Raw genomic sequence first — 16,607 nt, 5'->3', positions numbered from 1 at the left:
CTCCCATGTCGAAACATTCCAAGTCCGAGATCGGCCTGTTCTCGCCCGCCATCCTGATGCCGGCGCTGTGGCAGACCCTGACCAAGCTCGACCCGCGCCATCTGGTGCGCAACCCGGTCATCTTCGCCACGGCCACTGTGTCGGCGCTGGCCACCATCCTGGTCCTGCGCGAGGCGCTGACCGGCGGGCCGGCGGTGTCCATCGGCCTGCAGATCACTGTCTGGCTGTGGTTCACCGTCCTCTTCGCCAACTTCGCCGAAGCGCTGGCCGAGGGACGCGGCAAGGCCCGGGCCGATTCGTTCCGCGCCACCAAGTCGGCCGTGACGGCCAAGGTGCTGAAGGATGCGGCCGACCGCAGCAGCTTCACGCTTGAGAACGCCGACTTCCTGCAACCGGGCAAGGTGATCCTGGTCGAGGCCGGAGATGTCATCCCCACCGATGGCGAGATCGTCGAGGGCGTTGCCTCGGTGAACGAAAGCGCGATCACGGGCGAATCCGCCCCCGTGATCCGCGAGAGCGGCGGCGACCGGTCGTCGGTCACCGGCGGCACCACGGTCGTGTCCGACTGGCTGGTCATCCGGGTCACCGCCAAGCCGGGCGAGACCTATCTCGACCGGATGATTGCGCTGGTGGAAGGCGCCAAGCGGGCAAAGACGCCGAACGAGATCGCGCTCGACATCCTGCTCGCCGCGCTGACGCTGGTGTTCCTGCTGGTCGTCGTGACCCTGCCGTTCTTCGCGGCCTGGTCCGGGGCAACGATCCCGCCGATCTATCTGATCGCGCTGTTCGTGACGCTGATCCCGACCACCATCGGCGGCCTGCTCTCGGCCATCGGCATCGCCGGCATGGACCGGCTGATCAAGGCCAATGTCATCGCCAAGTCGGGCCGCGCCGTGGAAGCGGCCGGTGACATCGACGTGCTGCTGCTCGACAAGACCGGCACGATCACCTTTGGCAACCGCATGGCCGACGCCTTCGTGCCCGCACCGGGCGTTGCCGACAAGGATCTTGCCTATGCCGCCGTGCTCGCGTCGCTCTCTGACGAGACGCCGGAAGGCAAGTCGATCGTGCAGCTCGCCACGCGCAAGTTCGGCAGCTTCGACCTGGACGAGGCGCTGCGCGGCACCTTTGTTCCCTTCACGGCGCAGTCGCGCATGTCGGGCGTCGACCTGCCGTCCGGCGGGCGGATCCGCAAGGGTGCAGGCGATGCCGTCCGCGCTCTGGTCGGCGGGGCGCTGGACCCGCAGGTGGAGGCGTCCGTGAAGCGGATTGCCACTACGGGCGGCACGCCGCTGGTGGTGCTGCGCGACAGCCGCGTGCTCGGCGTCGTCCACCTCAAGGACATCGTCAAGCCGAACATCCGCGAGCGCTTCGCCGAACTGCGGCGCATGGGCATCCGGACAGTGATGATCACCGGTGACAACCCGCTGACGGCGGCCGCAATCGCGGCAGAGGCCGGTGTCGACGACTTCCTCGCGGAAGCGACGCCGGAGAAGAAGCTGGAGCTGATCCGGCGCGAGCAGGCGGAAGGCCGGCTGGTGGCCATGTGCGGCGACGGCTCCAACGACGCCCCGGCGCTGGCTCAGGCCGATGTCGGCGTGGCCATGAACTCCGGCACGCCGGCAGCCAAGGAGGCCGGCAACCTGATCGACCTCGACAGCGATCCGACCAAGCTGATCGAGATCGTCATGGTGGGCAAGCAGCTGCTCATCTCGCGCGGGGCCCTGACCACCTTCTCCATCGCCAATGACGTTGCCAAGTACTTCGCCATCCTGCCGGCGCTGTTCGTGGCGGCCTATCCGGGCCTGGGGGTCCTCGACATCATGGGGCTCGGCACGCCTGCGAGCGCCATCCTGTCGGCGATCATCTTCAACGCGCTGATCATCATCGGACTGATCCCGATCGCGCTGAAGGGCGTGGGCTATACCCCCGCCTCGGCGGCCGCCCTGCTCACCCGCAATCTGGCCGTCTATGGCATCGGCGGCCTTGTCGCCCCCTTCCTCGGCATCAAGCTGATCGACATCATTGTCGACACGCTGGCCCTCGTCTGATCCGGGAGACGGAACATGTTGCAGCATCTGCGCCCTGCGCTCTATCTGGTCGCGCTTTTCACCGGGCTTCTCGGGCTCGCCTATCCGCTGGCCATCCAGGGCATCGCCCAGGCCGTGATCCCGTTCCAGGCGAACGGGTCGCTGGTCACGCGGGACGGTGCCGTTGTGGGCTCTGCCCTCGTCGGCCAGGCCTTCACGGCAGAGCGGTACTTCCATGGCCGTCCTTCGGCCACAAGCGGCCCCTACAACGCCGCGTCGTCGTCGGGCTCCAACCTTGCTCCGACCAGTGCCGCCCTCAAGGCGGCGGTGGCGGAGCGGGTGATGGCCCTCGGCGGCGGCCGGCAGCCGGCCGATCTCGTGACCGCCTCGGCCTCCGGTCTCGACCCGCACGTGAGCCCCGACGCGGCGCTGGCCCAGGCCGCCCGCGTTGCGGCCGCCCGCGGTCTTGATCCGGCCAAGGTCCGGGCGCTCGTCACTCAGACTGTGGAGCCCCGGCATCTCGGGCTCGTCGGTGAACCAAGGGTCAACGTTCTCGAGCTCAACATGGCGCTCGACGCCCTCTACCAGTAAGGATCCCGCGCCGTGACGCCAGCCGAGGATGACCGTCCTGCCCCGGAAGCCTTTCTGCAGGCAGCCCGGGCCGAAAGCGAGCCGCCCCAAAAGCGCGGCAAGCTGAAGATCTTCCTCGGCGCCGCACCGGGGGTCGGCAAGACCTACGCCATGCTCGAGGAGGCGCATCTGCGCCGCCGCGCCGGCGTGGACGTGGTCGCCGCCCTGGTCGAGACCCACGGCCGCATGGAAACGGCGGCGCAGCTGGTCGGCCTTGCCCTCCTGCCCCGCCGGCGCGTGCCCTACCGGGGCCAGGTCCTGACCGAGCTGGACATTGACGCCCTGATCGAGCGGCGGCCCCAGCTTGCCCTGATCGACGAGCTGGCGCACAGCAACCCGCCCGGCTCGCGCCATCCCAAGCGCTGGCAGGACGTGATGGAGGTGCTCGACAGCGGCATCGACGTCCTGACCACGCTCAACATCCAGCACATCGAGAGCCTCAATGATGCCGTGACCCGGATCAGCGGTGCGCGCGTTCAGGAGACGGTGCCGGATGCGGTGGTGGCCGAGGCGGATGCGATCGAGCTGATCGACCTGCCGCCGGACGAGCTGATCGACCGGCTGAAGGAAGGCAAGATCTATCGCCCGGCCCAGGCCGGTCAGGCGCTCGAGAACTTCTTCACCCGCGACAAGCTGACGGCCCTGCGCGAGATGGCGCTGCGTACCACCGCCGGGCAGGTCGACGCGGAGATCCTGTCGCTGATGCAGGCCAAGGCCACGCGCGGGCCGCTGCCCAGCGGCGAGCGGCTGATGGTCTGCATCAACGAGGCACCGGTCGCCAAGACCCTCGTCCGCTCCGGCAAGCGCATGGCCGAGCGGGCCAAGATCCCCTGGCTGGCCGTCACCGTCGTGACGCCGACGCATGAGGCCCTGGGCGCGGAAGCACAGCAGCAGATGCAGGATGCGATGCGGCTGGCCGAGACGCTCGGCGCGGAAACCGTAACGCTGAGGGCTGAGTCTGATGTCGCCGGCGAGCTGCTGCGCTTTGCCCGCTCGCGCAATGTCTCCCGCCTGCTGATCGGCCGCCCGCGCTGGCAGAAGACTCCCTGGCGGCGGCTAACCGCCTTCACCCGCGAAGCCGTCTCGGACCGCCTCCTTGATGGGGCGACCGACTTCGAAGTCACGGTTGTCACGCCCAACGTCCGCAACGAACGGCGCAAGGCCGTGGCCCGCCCACGAATCGACACGCAGGCGCGCGGCTACGTTGCGGCCGTCGTCGTGACGGCAATCGCCACGCTTCTTGGACTGCCGGTGGAGAGCATCGACCTGCTGCCAAGCAGCGCGCTGACCGTCTTCTATCTTCTCGGGGTCATGCTGGTGGGCGCGCACTATGGGCTTGGCCCGTCGCTGTTTGCCAGCCTGCTCGCATTCCTGTGCTACAATTTCTTCTTCATCGACCCGATCCTGACGCTGACGGTCGCCAAGCCATCGGAAGTGGTCGCCCTGTCCGTGTTCCTGCTCGGCGCCCTGTTCACCGGCAATCTGGCCAGCCGGCTCAAGGCGCAGATCGAAAGCATGCGCGCGACCCAGACGCGGATCGAGACGCTCTACACCTTCGCCCGCAAGATCGCCTCTGCCACAAAGTTCGACGACGTCCTGTGGGCCGCGGCGGCGCATGGCGCCAAGGCCCTGAATGCACGCACCCTAATCCTGACACCGGATGCGGCTGGGGCGCTGCAGCAGGTTCAGGGCCATCCCAGCATCGAGGAACATCTCGATGCCAGAGCCGCAGGTGCAGCCCAGTGGGCGTTCGAGAAGGCCGAGGCCGCAGGTACGGGAACCGGCACCCTTCCGGGCAGTGACTGGCTGTTCGCACCGCTGGCAACGGCTGGAAAGCCCTTCGGGGTTTTCGGCGTCGCCTTCGCCGATCCGCAGCGCGCAGCCGATCCGGAGACACGGCGGTTGCTGCTCGCGGTCGAGGATCAGGTCGCCGTGGCCATCGAGCGCAACCGGCTGGCCGAGGAACTGTCGAACGCACGGGTCGCCGCCGAAAGCGACCAGCTCCGCGCCGCCCTGCTCAATTCCGTCAGCCACGACCTGCGCACGCCGCTGGTCACCGTTATCGGCGCCATGTCGAGCCTCGCCGATCCGGACACCGACCTGCCCCGGGACGACCGGCAGGAACTGGTCGAGACCGCGCTGGACGAAGCCCGGCGGCTGGATCGCTACGTGCAGAACCTGCTCGACATGACCCGTCTCGGGCACGGCGCACTGAAGCCGAAACGCGGCGCAGTGGATATCCGGGAAATCATCGGCCGGGTCCGGTCCGATCTGGCACGCACCCTGATGCGCCACAGCCTGCATGTCGAAGTGCCACGTGACTTGCCGATGCTGCAGGTCGATCCGGTGCTGATTGGCCAGGCGCTGATCAACCTTTTGGAAAACGCCGCAAAATATGCTCCGGCCGGAACGGCCATTACGGTCCGCGCGGGCCTTGATGGCAAGGGCAATGCGGAGATCCGGGTCATCGACGAAGGGCCGGGCATTCCAGTCGCAGATCGGGAGAAGGTATTCGACCTGTTTCACCGGGCCGCTCGCGGCGATGGTGCACCCGCGGGAACCGGCATGGGTCTTGCCATCGTGCGGGGCCTTGTCGCGGCTCATGGCGGCAAGGTGCGTGCAGACGCGGGCCCGGGTGGTCAGGGCGCTGCTCTGGTGATGACCCTGCCCCTGGCTCCACCGGAAGACACGGACGAGGAGAGCGAACAATGACCCCCAACGCTGCGTCCGCGCGCATTCTCCTCATCGAGGACGAGGCCCCCATCCGGCGATTTCTGAAGATCGCACTGGGGAGTGCCGGCCATGAAACTCTGGAAGCTGGCAGCGGGCGTGAGGGGCTGGAGCGGGCGGTGATTGGTAACCCCGACCTGATCATTCTCGACCTCGGACTGCCTGACATGGACGGCAAGGCTGTTGTCCGCGAGATCCGCAGCTGGTCGAGCCTGCCGATCCTCGTTTTGTCCGTGCGCGATGGCGAGGCCGAAAAGATCGCCGCGCTGGACGCGGGAGCCGATGACTATGTCACCAAGCCTTTTGCCACTGGCGAGTTGCTGGCGCGCCTGCGCGTTCTGCTACGCAAGCGGGGCGACAGCGAGGCCCAACCCTCGACCGTTCAGGTCGGGCCGTTGTCAGTCGACCTGGCGCGGCGTCTCGTCACCGTTGGGGACCAGGAGATCAAGCTCACGCGCAAGGAATTCGACATCCTGGCCCTGCTCGCGCGCCACGGCGGCCGCCTGGTCAGCCATCGGCAGATTCTGACCGAAGTCTGGGGACCGGCCCATGTTGACGACCTGCATTACCTGCGCATCGCCATCGGGCACATCCGCAACAAGCTTGATGATGACCCGGCCAGTCCGCGCTTCATCGTCACGGAACCAGGTGTCGGATATCGCCTGCTGAGCTGATCGCGGAGCCGCCCGGCTTCAATGCTGGCTGGCGGGCAAATGCACCACCAGTCCGTCCTGCGCCGCGGTGAGCTTCACCTGGCAGGACAGACGGCTTTCGGGACGCGGGTCGATCACACATTCGATCATCGCCGTTTCTGCCTCATCAGCCGGCGGCAGCAAGGCGAGCTGGCTAGCCTCAATGTAGCAGTGGCAGGTGCCGCAGGCACAAGCGCCGCCGCATTCCGCCGCGATTTCCTCGATGCCATGGGCCACGGCAGCGGCCATCAGCGTCTGGCCTTCCGTGGCCTCGACGTCCTGCTGCGTTCCGTCGGCGGAAATGAAGGTGATGCGGGGCATGGGTCTCTGGCTCCGTTTTCCGGGGTCTGATGGCTGTTTGCTTGCGAAACTGTACGCGGCAGGCGGTCCGGAGATCACCTGCCGCGCGCAAAGGGCGGAGGGGTCGAGGCGGTCAGGTGGGGTGACGCCTATGGCAACGGGGGAGGCCGCTGTCCTTGTTTCCTCTCCGGTCCCGATCAGGATCTTGTTTTGCTGGCCGATCTCATACGGGCACCAGCCGCAGGTCGAGCCGCTTCGGCCCGCGCACCGACAGGCCGCGCTTGTAGGTGACGGCCGGATCGGCCAGCTCGATCGCGCGGGTACGGGCCAGCAGCGAGCCGAAGATGATTTCCATATCGAGGCGGGCGAGGTGATTGCCGAGGCAGAAATGCGCCCCGCCGCCAAAGGCCAGGTGCCGGTTCGGCTTGCGCCCCACATCAAAGCGGTCCGCCGCCTCGAAGGCGGCCGGATCGCGGTTGGCGGCGCCATAGAGCAGGCCGAACTTGGTGCCGCGCGGATAGGGCGTGCCGGCGATGGTCACATCCTCGGTGGCGTAGCGATGGAAGAACGGCAGCGGCGACTCGTAGCGGAACATCTCCTGCACCGCGGTCGGCAGCAGCACAGGGTCGGCCTTCAGCCGGGCCGCCTGGTCCGGGAACTTCAGGAGGCAATGCATGCCTGATCCCAGCACATCAATCGTGGAGCCGTGGCCGGCCATCAGGATCAGCATGCAGGTGGAGATGAACTCGTCCTCGCTGAACTGGCCTGCGACCTCGGCCTTGATCAGCTCGGAGATGAGGTCGGCGCGCGGGGCCTTCAGCCGCTCCGCCTTCAGCGCGGACAGATACTCATAGAACTCCGTCGTCGCGGTCTCGGCGATCTGCTTGCGCGCGTCCGAGCGGTCGATGTCGAAGAACTGGACGATGTTTTCCGACCAGCTGCGCAACTTCGGGCAGTCCTCGTCTGGCACGCCGATGAGGCGGCCGATGATGTGGCCGGGCACTTCGGCAGCCAGATCCTCGACGAAATCGATGTCGCGCTGGTCGAGCAGCCGGTCAAGGAGGCGCGTCACATAGGCCTGAATGTCATCGCGGAGCTTTGCCACCATCGCCGGCGTGAACAGGCGGAAGACCGCCTTGCGCAGCCGGTCATGCACCTCGCCATCGCTGTCGAGCAGGCTGAACTGCACGAAACGGGAGTGATGCGGCATGTCGTGCCAGTTGGCCGCACGCTGCTGTGCCGCGATCTCTTCCGGCGGCACCAGCCCGTCCAGCGAGCGCACCATCGTCTTGTCCATCACGATGGCCGAGACGTCCTCGAAGCGGGAGGCGAGGTGAATGTCGAAATCCGCGAAATAGGTCAGGCCATCCCGCGCGCGCAGCCTGGCATAGGCGGCATAGGGATCGGCGGCGAAGGCCGGATCCAGTGGCGCAAACACCAGATCGTCGCCGGTCACACCGGTGTCCGGCGTGGCAGAAGTTGTGTGCGGCATGGTCGAACTCTCCCTCGATTGCCAAAAGATAGCGTGGCTTTTCATCAGGGAAAATGCCGTCATCTCGCACAAGATGGACAAAACTCGCATATCGGGTCATTGTATCAGGCATGGTGAACGCACGCGGCGACCTCGAGCACGAGGAGATCCTGTTCCACACGCCCGGCCGCCTGGCCGGAGCCCTGCCTTACGCGCTGCAGGTGGCCGGACTGGGGCTCGCGCGTCCCGGCCAGGAGCCGGTGCGCAAGCGCTATCATGACCACGTGCTGCTCCTTGCACTTGCGGGCCAGGGCCGTGTCGAGATCGGCGGCGCGGTGCATGTGGTCGAGCCGGGCCAGGTGCTCTGGCTGGACACCTCGCGCCCCTATGCGCATGGGGCATCAGGGGCGGAGCCCTGGCGCTATCTCTGGATGGGCCTGCGCGGAACCGGCCTCGATGCGCTGTACGGGTTGCTGGACGTGAGCCGACGGCCACTGTTCGGGCCCGAGCCCGCGCATGACCTGGAGACCGTGTTCCGGGAGGTTTGCGCGCTGGCCGGAAATCCCGCGCCGGAGGCCGATGCCCGCGCCAATGCTGCGGTGGCCGCGCTCCTCGCTGTGCTGGCGGGTGCGCGGGACGGCGGCCTCTCCGGGCTGCAGGACAGCTCTCAGATGGCGCGGATTGCCGAGCTGCTGCGGCAGGATCTCACCCGCGCCTGGACCATCGAGGATCTTGCGCGCCTCGCCGGCCTCAGCGCCTCGCAGCTGTTCCGGGCCTTCAAGGCGGCCAGCGGCAGCACGCCGATGAGTTACCTGCGCCAAGAGCGGATCGCCGAGGCGAGGCGCCTGCTGACGAAGACGACCGATCCGGTTGGTGAGATCGCGCGGCGCTGCGGCTATGCCGATCCCTATCATTTTTCGCGCGACTTCCGCCGGCTCACCGGCACGACACCGACGCTGCTGCGGCGCAGCACCGGCTTCTGAGCCTCACATCACCGCACCGACCTGCCAGGGCACAAATTCATTGTCGCCAAGGCCCAGCAGCTCGGATTTCGACTTTTCGCCCGATGCAACAGCGATGAGGAGTTCGAGGATCTGTTGCCCCTTGTCAGACAGAGGAACACTCTCGCTCAGAACATCGCCGCAGTTCAGGTCCATGTCCTCAGGCATGGACGCGAACAGGGCATCGTTGGTGGCTAGTTTCACGGTCGGAGCTGGCTTGGAGCCAAAGGCGGAGCCGCGCCCGGTGGTGAAGACCACGATCTGGGCCCCGCCGGCAATCTGCCCCGTTGCCGAGACCGGATCGTAACCCGGCGTGTCCATGAACACGAGGCCCGGCGCCGTCACCTGCTCGGCGTAGTCGTAGAAAGCGGTGAGCGGCGTCGAGCCCCCCTTGGCCACCGCCCCCAGCGACTTCTCGAGGATGGTGGTGAGGCCTCCGGCCTTGTTGCCGGGACTGGGGTTGTTGTCCATGCTGCCGCCATTCATCGCGGTGTAGCGCTCCCACCAACCGAGACAGGCGATCAGCCGGTCAGCCACCTCCAGGTTGATGGCCCGTCGCAGCAGCAGCTGTTCAGCCCCGTAGATTTCCGGCGTTTCCGACAGGATCACGGTGGCGCCAAGCCCCACCAGAAGATCGCTGGCCGCGCCCAGCGCCGGATTGGCCGTGATGCCCGACAGGCCGTCCGAACCGCCGCATTGCAGCGCGACCTTGAGCGCGGCGACGGGCACCGGTTCGCGCCGGACCGCATTCACGGCGGGCAGGATCTCCAGCACCCTGGCCTTGATCGCGTCGATCGTCTGACGCGTGCCGCCGCTGTCCTGGATTGTGAGCCCGTGGAAATGGTCCGCCCCGGCTGCGCCAGCCATCGCCTTCATGCGCGCGATCTGCATCACTTCGCAGCCGAGCCCGACAAACAACGCCGCGCCGACATTCGGATGGGTGGCATGGCCCCAGAGGACGCGCTGGAGCAGGTCGAAGCCGCGCCCTTCCCCGGCCATGCCGCAGCCGGTGCCATGGGCAAAGGCGACGATGCCGTCGACGTTGGGAAAGTCGGCCAGCACGCCGGAGGCTTCCAGCTCAAGGGCGGCGCGGCGGATGACGGTGGCCGAGCAATTGACCGTTGCGCAGAGCGCAATGAAGTTGCGCGTACCGACCCGGCCGCCGGAGCGCACATAGCCGGCAAACTGGCGTGGGGCCAGCCGGGGAATGGCCGCGCGGGCCCGGGCAAGATCGGCCCCGATGGCATAGCTGCGGTCATGCGCCCCGAAGCCGCAGTTGTGGCTGTGGACATGGTCGCCTGCCGCAATGTCCTGCGTCGCCTGACCGATGATCTGCCCGAACTTGTAAACCGGCTGGCCGGACGGAATGGGCCGCAGCGCGATCTTGTGGCCGGCGGTCAAGGGCGTCGGCAAGGGCTTGCCGACGCCCAGCGGGTCGGCGCCGACGGCGAGGCGCTCGCGCAGGATGCCGACACTGTCGTCGGGATTGAGAACGATCAGGGCGCTCATGAAGCGTCTCCACTTCTCAGGATGCTCAACCGCATTTCCGGACAGGCTCAGCGAGCGAGCCAACCACCGTCTACATTCAGGACGGCCCCATGAATGTAGCTGGCCGCGGGCGAAGCGAGGAACACCGCCGCTTCGCCAATGTCACTGGCCTGGCCCCAGCGCCCGGCGGGAATCCGCTCCAGGATCGCGCGGTTCCGGTCCGGATCGCCGCGAAGCGCCTCAGTGTTGTTGGTCTCGATGTAGCCCGGCGCGATGGCGTTGACGTTGATGCCCCGGGCTGCCCATTCATTGGCCATCAGTTTGGTGAGACCGGCAACACCGTGCTTCGATGCCGTATAGGATGGAACGCGAATACCTCCCTGAAACGACAGCAGCGAAGCGATGTTGATCACCTTGCCTTCGCTCTTGCGCTCCAGCACGGATCTGGCGAAAGCCTGACTGGTGAAGAAAACCGCTTTCAGGTTGATGTCCATCACCTCGTCCCAGTCGGCCTCGGTGAAGTCGACCGCATCCGCCCGGCGGATGATACCAGCGTTGTTGACCAGAATGTCGATCGCCTCCTGGGCGAAGAGATCCTGCGTCGCCAGTGGATCGGACAGATCGAGCCGGAGCTCGCGCGCCCGGCCGGCCAGCGCGACCGTCTCTGCCGAAGAGGAACGACCGGCACAGATGACGTAGGCCCCGGCGCGACTGAGAGCGATGGCGATGGCTTGACCAATGCCGGTGTTGGCACCGGTGACCAGCGCGATCCGGCCCTCCAGCGAGAACGGATTCACCGCAGGTCCTCCATGGCGACCATCTCGACGTCCTTGTAGTCGACATTGTCACCGGCCATGGCCCAGATGAAGGTGTAGCTGCCCGTTCCCGCGCCGCAATGGATCGACCAGGGCGGGGACACGACGGCGTCCTCGTTCTTCATCACCAGATGCCGCGTCTCGTCCGGGCGCCCCATGAAATGGAACACGCGCTGCTCCGGCTTCATGTCGAAATAGAGATAGGCCTCCATCCGCCGGTCATGAAGATGCGCCGGCATGGTGTTCCAGACCGAACCATTGTGCAGTCTGGTGTAACCGACGACGAGCTGGCAGGACGTCATCACGGCCGGATGGACGAACTGGTAGATCGTGCGCTCGTTGGACGTCTCGGCCGCCCCGAGCTTGACCACCGCGGCCTCGTCGAGACGGATCAGTCGCGCGGGATGGACACTGTGGGCCGGAGCCGAGAGGATGTAGAAACGGCCCTTGCCGTCAAAGGTGACCGGTCCCGAGCCAAGCGGCAGGTAGAGCACGTCGCCGCGATCCAGCGCATGGGTCACGCCGGCGGCCGCAACGGTGCCTGCTTCGCCGACATTGACGATGGCCATCTCGCGGCGGTCGAGAATGCTCGCCGTACCGCATTCCTTCACGTGGTCGAGGGTAAGCGGCGCGCCGGCCGGCACCGCACCGCCGACGATCATGCGGTCATAATGCGTGTAGACGAGGCGGATTTCGCCGTCATGGAACAGCTCGCCCAGATGGAAGTTGCGCCTGAGCTCGGCGGTATCCATGCGCTTGGCGGCGTCGGGATCTATGGCGTGGCGGGTTTCAACGGTCAGCATGGGTGTGTCCTTGGCAAGGCGAAAGGTCAGAGAAAGTCGTCGCGGCGGGGCGTGAACGTGTCGATCAGCGTGCCCGGTTCGAGGCAGACGCAGCCGTGCTCCACCCCCGAGGGAATGACGAAGCTGTCGCCGCGCGCCACCTCCAGGGCTTGCCCCGCGACCGAAAACCGGAACCGGCCGCTTTCGACATAGGTCGACTGGATGTGGGGATGGCTGTGTAGCCGTCCTTCGGCCCCGGCATGGTCAAAGCGGAACTCGACCACCATCAGCTCGGGGCTGTGGCTGAGGACCTGGCGCGTCACGCCAGGGTCCGTGGCAATGGCCGGGTAGGTCTTCAGCATGGCGACCTCACCGGAACAGGGATGGCAGCCACAGCGACAACGCCGGGACATAGGTGACCAGCATCAGTGCTGCGAAGGCCGCGCCATAGAAGGGCCAGATCGTCTTGACCGCATCCCAGACGGTGATCCGGCCAACGGCACAGCCGACGAACAGCACGGCCCCGACGGGCGGCGTGCACAGGCCGATGCCGAGATTGAGGATCAGGATCACCCCGAAATGCACCGGATCGACGCCGAAGGCGGTGGCGACCGGCAGGAAGATCGGCGTGGTGATCACAATCAGCGGCGACATGTCCATGAAGGTGCCGAGGAACAGGAGGATCACGTTGATCAGCAGCAGGATGACGATCGGATTGTCCGAAATCCCCTGCAGCAGTGCCACCATCTCGGCGGGAACCTTGAGCAGGGCCATCAGCCAGCCGAAGGACGCCGCGCAGCCGATCACCATCAGCACCATCGCCGTGGTTCGCACGGCCGCCATGGTGGAGGCAACGAAGTTGGCCCAGGTCATTGTGCGATAGGCGATCACGGTGACGAGCAGGGCGTAGACCACCGCGATGCAGGAGCTTTCCGAGGCGGTGAAGACGCCGGAGCGCACGCCGAAGAAGATGATCGCGATCAGCAGCAGCCCTGGGATGGCGTTGGCGAAGAGACCGGCCAGCGCGCCCCAGCCCGGGAAGGCTTCCGTCGGATAGCCACGGCTGCGCGCCACCCACCAGGCCGCGACCATCAAGCTGCCTGCGAGCAAGAACCCGGGGATGATGCCGGCGGTGAACAGGTCGGCGATCGAGATACGCCCGCCGGCCGAGATCGAATAGATGATCATGTTGTGCGACGGCGGGATCAAAAGGGCGATGATCGAAGACACCACCGTGACGTTGACCGCATAGTCGACGCCGTAGCCACGCTCCTTCATTTGCGGGATCATCAGGCCACCGATGGCGGAGGCATCAGCAGCCGCCGAACCCGAGATGCCGCCGAACATGACGGAGGCCGCTATGTTGACCTGTCCCAGACCGCCGCGCATGTGCCCGACGGCGGCTCCGGCGAGGGCCACGAGACGGCGGGCGATATCGCCGCGCACCATCAGTTCGCCGGCAAAGATGAAGAACGGGATCGCCATCAGGGCAAAGACCGACACGCCGGAATTCAGTCGCTGGAACACGATCATCGGCGGCAGGCCGAGATAGAGCACGGTGGCCAGCGACGAGATGCCGAGGCAGAAGGCGACCGGCATGCCGATCAGCAGAAGGACGGCAAAGGAGCCGAAGAGAACCCAGAGTTCCATCTCACGCCTCCGCCATGTCGACTTCGCCGAAGCGGGCCGTCGGCAGACCCGCAGCGCGGCGCAGCAACCGCTCCACGGAGAACAGCAGGATGAGAACCCCACCGCCGACCAGAGGCATGAAATCAACTGCGCCGGTCAGGCCGAGCGAGGGGAGTTTCGTGTTCCAGGCCGACAGCATCAGCTGGCCGCCGTACCAGGTCATACCCGCTCCGAAGAGCCCGACCAGCAGGTCCGACAGGCTGAAAAGGGCGAGCTTCACCCGTGTTGGCACCACGTAAAGCAGGATGTCGAAGCTGAGATGATAGCCTTCGCGGATTCCAACGGCCGCGCCAAAGAAGATGAACCAGCCCATCAGGATGACGGAAAACGGCTCGCTCCAGACGATGCTGTTGTTGAGCACGTAGCGATAGAAGACCTGTGCCGCGATAATCGCGGTCATCAGGGAGAGGCCGACCCCGGCGATCCAGAGGGCGGCACGGGCAACCAGCCCGCAGAATTCGGCAAGCGCGCGCATGTGATCCCGCGTTTCTTGAGGCATTGGAAAGGCTCCGTGCCGCGTTTGCGGCACGGAGCGACCGGATCAGGTCATTCGGTTGCCTGAATGCGGGCGACCAAGCCCTTGAGCTTGTCAGAGGTGACATGCTTGTCGTAGACCGGCTTCATCGCGTCGATGAACGGCTTCTTGTCGATGTCGGTGATGACCTGGGCACCGGCAGCGCGGACCTTGGCCTCGGACGCCTTTTCACGTGCGACCCAGAGCTCGCGCATGATCGGAACGGCATCCTTGGCTGCCTGACGGACCGTGGCCTGATCTTCGGCCGAGAGCTTGTCCCAGCTGGATTTCGACATCACCAGCACTTCCGGAACCATCAGGTGCTGGTTCAGCGTGTAGTACTTGGCAACTTCAAAATGGCCGGACGATTCAAACGACGGCCAGTTGTTTTCGGCCCCGTCGATGACACCGGTCTGGATCGAGGAATAGACCTCGCCATAGGGCATCGGCGTGGCATTGGCCCCAAGGGCGGTCATCATGTCGACGAAGATGTCCGACTGCATGACGCGGACTTTCATGCCCTTGAGATCGTCAACGGACGTGATCGGCTTCTTGGAGTTGTAGAAGCTGCGCGAGCCACCGTCGAAGAAAGCCAGGCCGACAAAGCCGTGCGGCTCGAACGCCTTCAGGATGTCCTCGCCGATCGGCCCGTCCATCACCTTGTGCATATGATCGGTCGAGCGGAAGATGAAGGGCAGCGAGACGACTTTGGTTTCCTCGACCAGATTGTTGAACGGCCCCATCGAGACGCGGTTCATGTCGATGACACCGAACTTGGTCTGCTCGATCGTGTCCTTCTCCTGACCAAGCTGGGCCGAATGGAACACCTCGACGCAGAGCCGGCCCTTGGTGCGCTCTTCAAGCAGCTTGCCCATGGCCTTGACCGCCTCGACGGTCGGATAGCCATCGGGATGCGTGTCGGATGAACGCAGCGTGGTCTCGCAAGCCAGGGCCGAACCAGTCATAAGGACGCCGGCCAGCAGTGCAGTTGCCGTCATTTTCAGAAAAGTCATGGTATCTCCTCCCATCAATGAACCCGGTCAGAGCCGGTAGGCTTGCCGTGCAAGCCGGTAAGCAAGGTCGTGTGCGACCTCGCGCGCCTCGTCGCCATCAAGCCGCCCGGAGGTGACTAGACCGGCAAGAAAGGCACAATCCACGCGCCGTGCCACATCATGGCGGGCCGGGATCGAACAGAACGCCCGGGTGTCGTCGTTGAAACCGACTGTATTGTAGAACCCGGCCGTTTCCGTGGTCATCTGGCGGTACCGCAACATCCCCTCCGGACTGTCGAAGAACCACCAGGCAGGCCCAAGCCGCAGTGCCGGATAAACACCGGCAAGCGGAGCAAGTTCCCGCGAGTAGGCCGTCTCGTCGAGCGTGAAGACGATGACGGTAAGATCGGCCCGCATGCCGACGGCGTCGAGCAGCGGTCGCAGCGCCCGCACGTAATCCGTGCGGGTCGGGATATCGAAGCCCTTGTCACGTCCGAAGGTGGCAAGAACACTGGCACTGTGGTTGCGGGCGGCGCCGGGATGGATCTGCATCACCAGACCATCGTCAAGGCTCATCCGCGCCATCTCAGTCAGCATCTGTCCGCGGAACGCATCGGCCTCGTCAGGCGAGCAGCGACCGGACAACACCTTGTCGAACAGGGCCGCTGCCGCAGTTGCCGGCAGGTTCTCGGTGCGCGCCGTGGGATGGCCATGGTCGGTCGCCGTTGCCCCTTGCTCCTTGAACCAGAGCCGGCGCAGACGATGAGCCTCGAGATAGCCACTCCAGCTCGTGGCATCGGTTCCGGTGAGCTGACCCAGTTGCTCGACCGCATCAGCAAAGCCCGGCATGTCAGGGTCCACCACCTGATCTGGACGATATGTTGTGATCACACGCCCGGCCCAATCGCTGTCGCGGATCATCCTGTGCCAGCGCAGATCATCGAGCGCACCTTCGGTCGTCGCCAACGTCTCGATGTTGAACCGCTCGAACAGGGCACGCGGCCGGTACTCAGAGCGGGAGAGGCAATCTGCAACCTGATCATAGATCGTATCGGCCGTGTCGGCGGACAGGCGCTGCGTTACGCCAAACACGTCACCAAGCGCGTGATCGATCCAGAGCCGGGATGGTGTGCCCCGAAACAGATGGTAATTCTCTGCGAACAGGCGCCAGATGCGCCGGCTGTCGGGCTCGCTCCAGCCGCCGTCGACACGGGGCACGCCGAGGTGTTCCAGGGCAATGCCCTGCGAACAGAGCATGCGGAAGACGTAGTGATCAGGGGTAACGAACAACCGGGCGGGATCGGGAAACGCTTCGTTCTCGGCAAACCAGCGCGGATCCGTGTGCCCGTGCGGACTGACGATCGGGAGCCCGCGGAGATCCTCATAGAGATCCCGGGCAATCGCCCGGCTCTCGAGGTCTGCCGGGAACAGCCGGTCTGGATTCAGGCTTGCCACTCTTGTTCTCCTCCCTGT

At 65.7% G+C, this 16,607-nt stretch carries 15 protein-coding genes; 5 read left to right on the top strand and 10 right to left on the bottom strand.

The features are described from left to right. Window positions 1–5 precede the first annotated feature (5 nt). The 4 genes from kdpB to OVA12_RS13830 are packed head-to-tail and all read left to right on the top strand — an operon-like array spanning window position 6 to window position 6,064. Window positions 6–2,051, top strand: coding sequence for a potassium-transporting ATPase subunit KdpB (kdpB, locus tag OVA12_RS13845; RefSeq protein ID WP_268138249.1), 2,046 nt, complete (start codon window positions 6–8; stop codon window positions 2,049–2,051). A gap of 15 nt (window positions 2,052–2,066) precedes the next feature. Further along, window positions 2,067–2,621, top strand: a complete 555-nt coding sequence (gene kdpC, locus OVA12_RS13840) for a potassium-transporting ATPase subunit KdpC (RefSeq protein WP_268138247.1) — start codon at window positions 2,067–2,069, stop codon at window positions 2,619–2,621. A gap of 12 nt (window positions 2,622–2,633) precedes the next feature. After that, window positions 2,634–5,372: a sensor histidine kinase gene (locus OVA12_RS13835; protein WP_268138245.1), complete on the top strand. Its 2,739-nt coding sequence runs from the start codon at window positions 2,634–2,636 to the stop codon at window positions 5,370–5,372. Next, window positions 5,369–6,064: a response regulator gene (locus tag OVA12_RS13830; RefSeq protein ID WP_268138244.1), complete on the top strand. Its 696-nt coding sequence runs from the start codon at window positions 5,369–5,371 to the stop codon at window positions 6,062–6,064. Before OVA12_RS13835 ends, OVA12_RS13830 begins: the two co-directional genes overlap by 4 nt. An 18-nt stretch (window positions 6,065–6,082) precedes the next feature. On the opposite strand, the gene OVA12_RS13825 is transcribed toward OVA12_RS13830, so the two are convergent. Continuing rightward, window positions 6,083–6,403, bottom strand: a complete 321-nt coding sequence (locus OVA12_RS13825; RefSeq protein WP_268138242.1) for a 2Fe-2S iron-sulfur cluster-binding protein — start codon at window positions 6,401–6,403, stop codon at window positions 6,083–6,085. A 202-nt stretch (window positions 6,404–6,605) separates the two neighbouring features. Continuing rightward, window positions 6,606–7,874, bottom strand: coding sequence for a cytochrome P450 (locus tag OVA12_RS13820; protein WP_268138240.1), 1,269 nt, complete (start codon window positions 7,872–7,874; stop codon window positions 6,606–6,608). A gap of 110 nt (window positions 7,875–7,984) precedes the next feature. Here OVA12_RS13820 and OVA12_RS13815 point away from each other — a divergent pair, with 110 nt between their 5' ends. Beyond that, window positions 7,985–8,836: a helix-turn-helix transcriptional regulator gene (locus OVA12_RS13815; protein ID WP_268138238.1), complete on the top strand. Its 852-nt coding sequence runs from the start codon at window positions 7,985–7,987 to the stop codon at window positions 8,834–8,836. Between the two features lie 3 nt (window positions 8,837–8,839). On the opposite strand, the gene OVA12_RS13810 is transcribed toward OVA12_RS13815, so the two are convergent. Genes OVA12_RS13810 through uxaC form a run of 8 tightly spaced genes read right to left on the bottom strand, consistent with a single transcriptional unit; the run spans window position 8,840 to window position 16,589 of the window. Next, window positions 8,840–10,363: a UxaA family hydrolase gene (locus tag OVA12_RS13810; RefSeq protein WP_268138236.1), complete on the bottom strand. Its 1,524-nt coding sequence runs from the start codon at window positions 10,361–10,363 to the stop codon at window positions 8,840–8,842. A 47-nt stretch (window positions 10,364–10,410) separates the two neighbouring features. Further along, window positions 10,411–11,139, bottom strand: coding sequence for a 2-dehydro-3-deoxy-D-gluconate 5-dehydrogenase KduD (kduD, locus tag OVA12_RS13805; protein WP_268138234.1), 729 nt, complete (start codon window positions 11,137–11,139; stop codon window positions 10,411–10,413). Further along, a complete protein-coding gene (gene kduI, locus OVA12_RS13800; RefSeq protein ID WP_268138232.1) occupies window positions 11,136–11,960 on the bottom strand; it encodes a 5-dehydro-4-deoxy-D-glucuronate isomerase in 825 nt (274 codons plus the stop codon). Before kduI ends, kduD begins: the two co-directional genes overlap by 4 nt. Before the next feature lie 26 nt (window positions 11,961–11,986). Beyond that, complete coding sequence (locus OVA12_RS13795; RefSeq protein WP_268138230.1) at window positions 11,987–12,301, bottom strand: cupin domain-containing protein; 315 nt, start codon at window positions 12,299–12,301, stop codon at window positions 11,987–11,989. Window positions 12,302–12,308: 7 nt separating this feature from the next. Then, on the bottom strand, window positions 12,309–13,589 hold the full coding sequence (locus OVA12_RS13790; protein WP_268138229.1) for a TRAP transporter large permease: 1,281 nt from the start codon (window positions 13,587–13,589) through the stop codon (window positions 12,309–12,311). Between the two features lies 1 nt (window position 13,590). Next, window positions 13,591–14,127 carry a TRAP transporter small permease gene (locus tag OVA12_RS13785; protein WP_268138228.1) on the bottom strand — a complete coding sequence of 179 codons (537 nt, stop codon included), beginning with the start codon at window positions 14,125–14,127 and terminating at the stop codon, window positions 13,591–13,593. Between the two features lie 47 nt (window positions 14,128–14,174). Further along, on the bottom strand, window positions 14,175–15,155 hold the full coding sequence (locus OVA12_RS13780; RefSeq protein WP_268138226.1) for a TRAP transporter substrate-binding protein: 981 nt from the start codon (window positions 15,153–15,155) through the stop codon (window positions 14,175–14,177). Between the two features lie 27 nt (window positions 15,156–15,182). Then, complete coding sequence (gene uxaC / locus OVA12_RS13775; RefSeq protein WP_268138224.1) at window positions 15,183–16,589, bottom strand: glucuronate isomerase; 1,407 nt, start codon at window positions 16,587–16,589, stop codon at window positions 15,183–15,185. Window positions 16,590–16,607 lie beyond the last annotated feature (18 nt).

The sequence above is a fragment of the Pannonibacter sp. SL95 genome (genome assembly GCF_026672425.1).
Classification (GTDB): domain Bacteria; phylum Pseudomonadota; class Alphaproteobacteria; order Rhizobiales; family Stappiaceae; genus Pannonibacter.
This window is presented reverse-complemented; position numbering and strand designations above follow the sequence as displayed.

Excerpts from the sequence above, each read along its gene's own strand:
- OVA12_RS13785 (WP_268138228.1), bottom strand. The coding sequence starts at position 14,127 with ATGCCTCAAGAAACGCGGGATCACATGCGCGCGCTTGCCGAATTCTGC.
- OVA12_RS13790 (WP_268138229.1), bottom strand. The coding sequence starts at position 13,589 with ATGGAACTCTGGGTTCTCTTCGGCTCCTTTGCCGTCCTTCTGCTGATC.
- OVA12_RS13830 (WP_268138244.1), top strand. The coding sequence starts at position 5,369 with ATGACCCCCAACGCTGCGTCCGCGCGCATTCTCCTCATCGAGGACGAG.
- OVA12_RS13820 (WP_268138240.1), bottom strand. The coding sequence starts at position 7,874 with ATGCCGCACACAACTTCTGCCACGCCGGACACCGGTGTGACCGGCGAC.
- OVA12_RS13815 (WP_268138238.1), top strand. The coding sequence starts at position 7,985 with ATGGTGAACGCACGCGGCGACCTCGAGCACGAGGAGATCCTGTTCCAC.
- kduI (WP_268138232.1), bottom strand. The coding sequence starts at position 11,960 with ATGCTGACCGTTGAAACCCGCCACGCCATAGATCCCGACGCCGCCAAG.
- OVA12_RS13825 (WP_268138242.1), bottom strand. The coding sequence starts at position 6,403 with ATGCCCCGCATCACCTTCATTTCCGCCGACGGAACGCAGCAGGACGTC.
- kdpB (WP_268138249.1), top strand. The coding sequence starts at position 6 with ATGTCGAAACATTCCAAGTCCGAGATCGGCCTGTTCTCGCCCGCCATC.
- kdpC (WP_268138247.1), top strand. The coding sequence starts at position 2,067 with ATGTTGCAGCATCTGCGCCCTGCGCTCTATCTGGTCGCGCTTTTCACC.
- OVA12_RS13795 (WP_268138230.1), bottom strand. The coding sequence starts at position 12,301 with ATGCTGAAGACCTACCCGGCCATTGCCACGGACCCTGGCGTGACGCGC.
- OVA12_RS13810 (WP_268138236.1), bottom strand. The coding sequence starts at position 10,363 with ATGAGCGCCCTGATCGTTCTCAATCCCGACGACAGTGTCGGCATCCTG.
- OVA12_RS13780 (WP_268138226.1), bottom strand. The coding sequence starts at position 15,155 with ATGACTTTTCTGAAAATGACGGCAACTGCACTGCTGGCCGGCGTCCTT.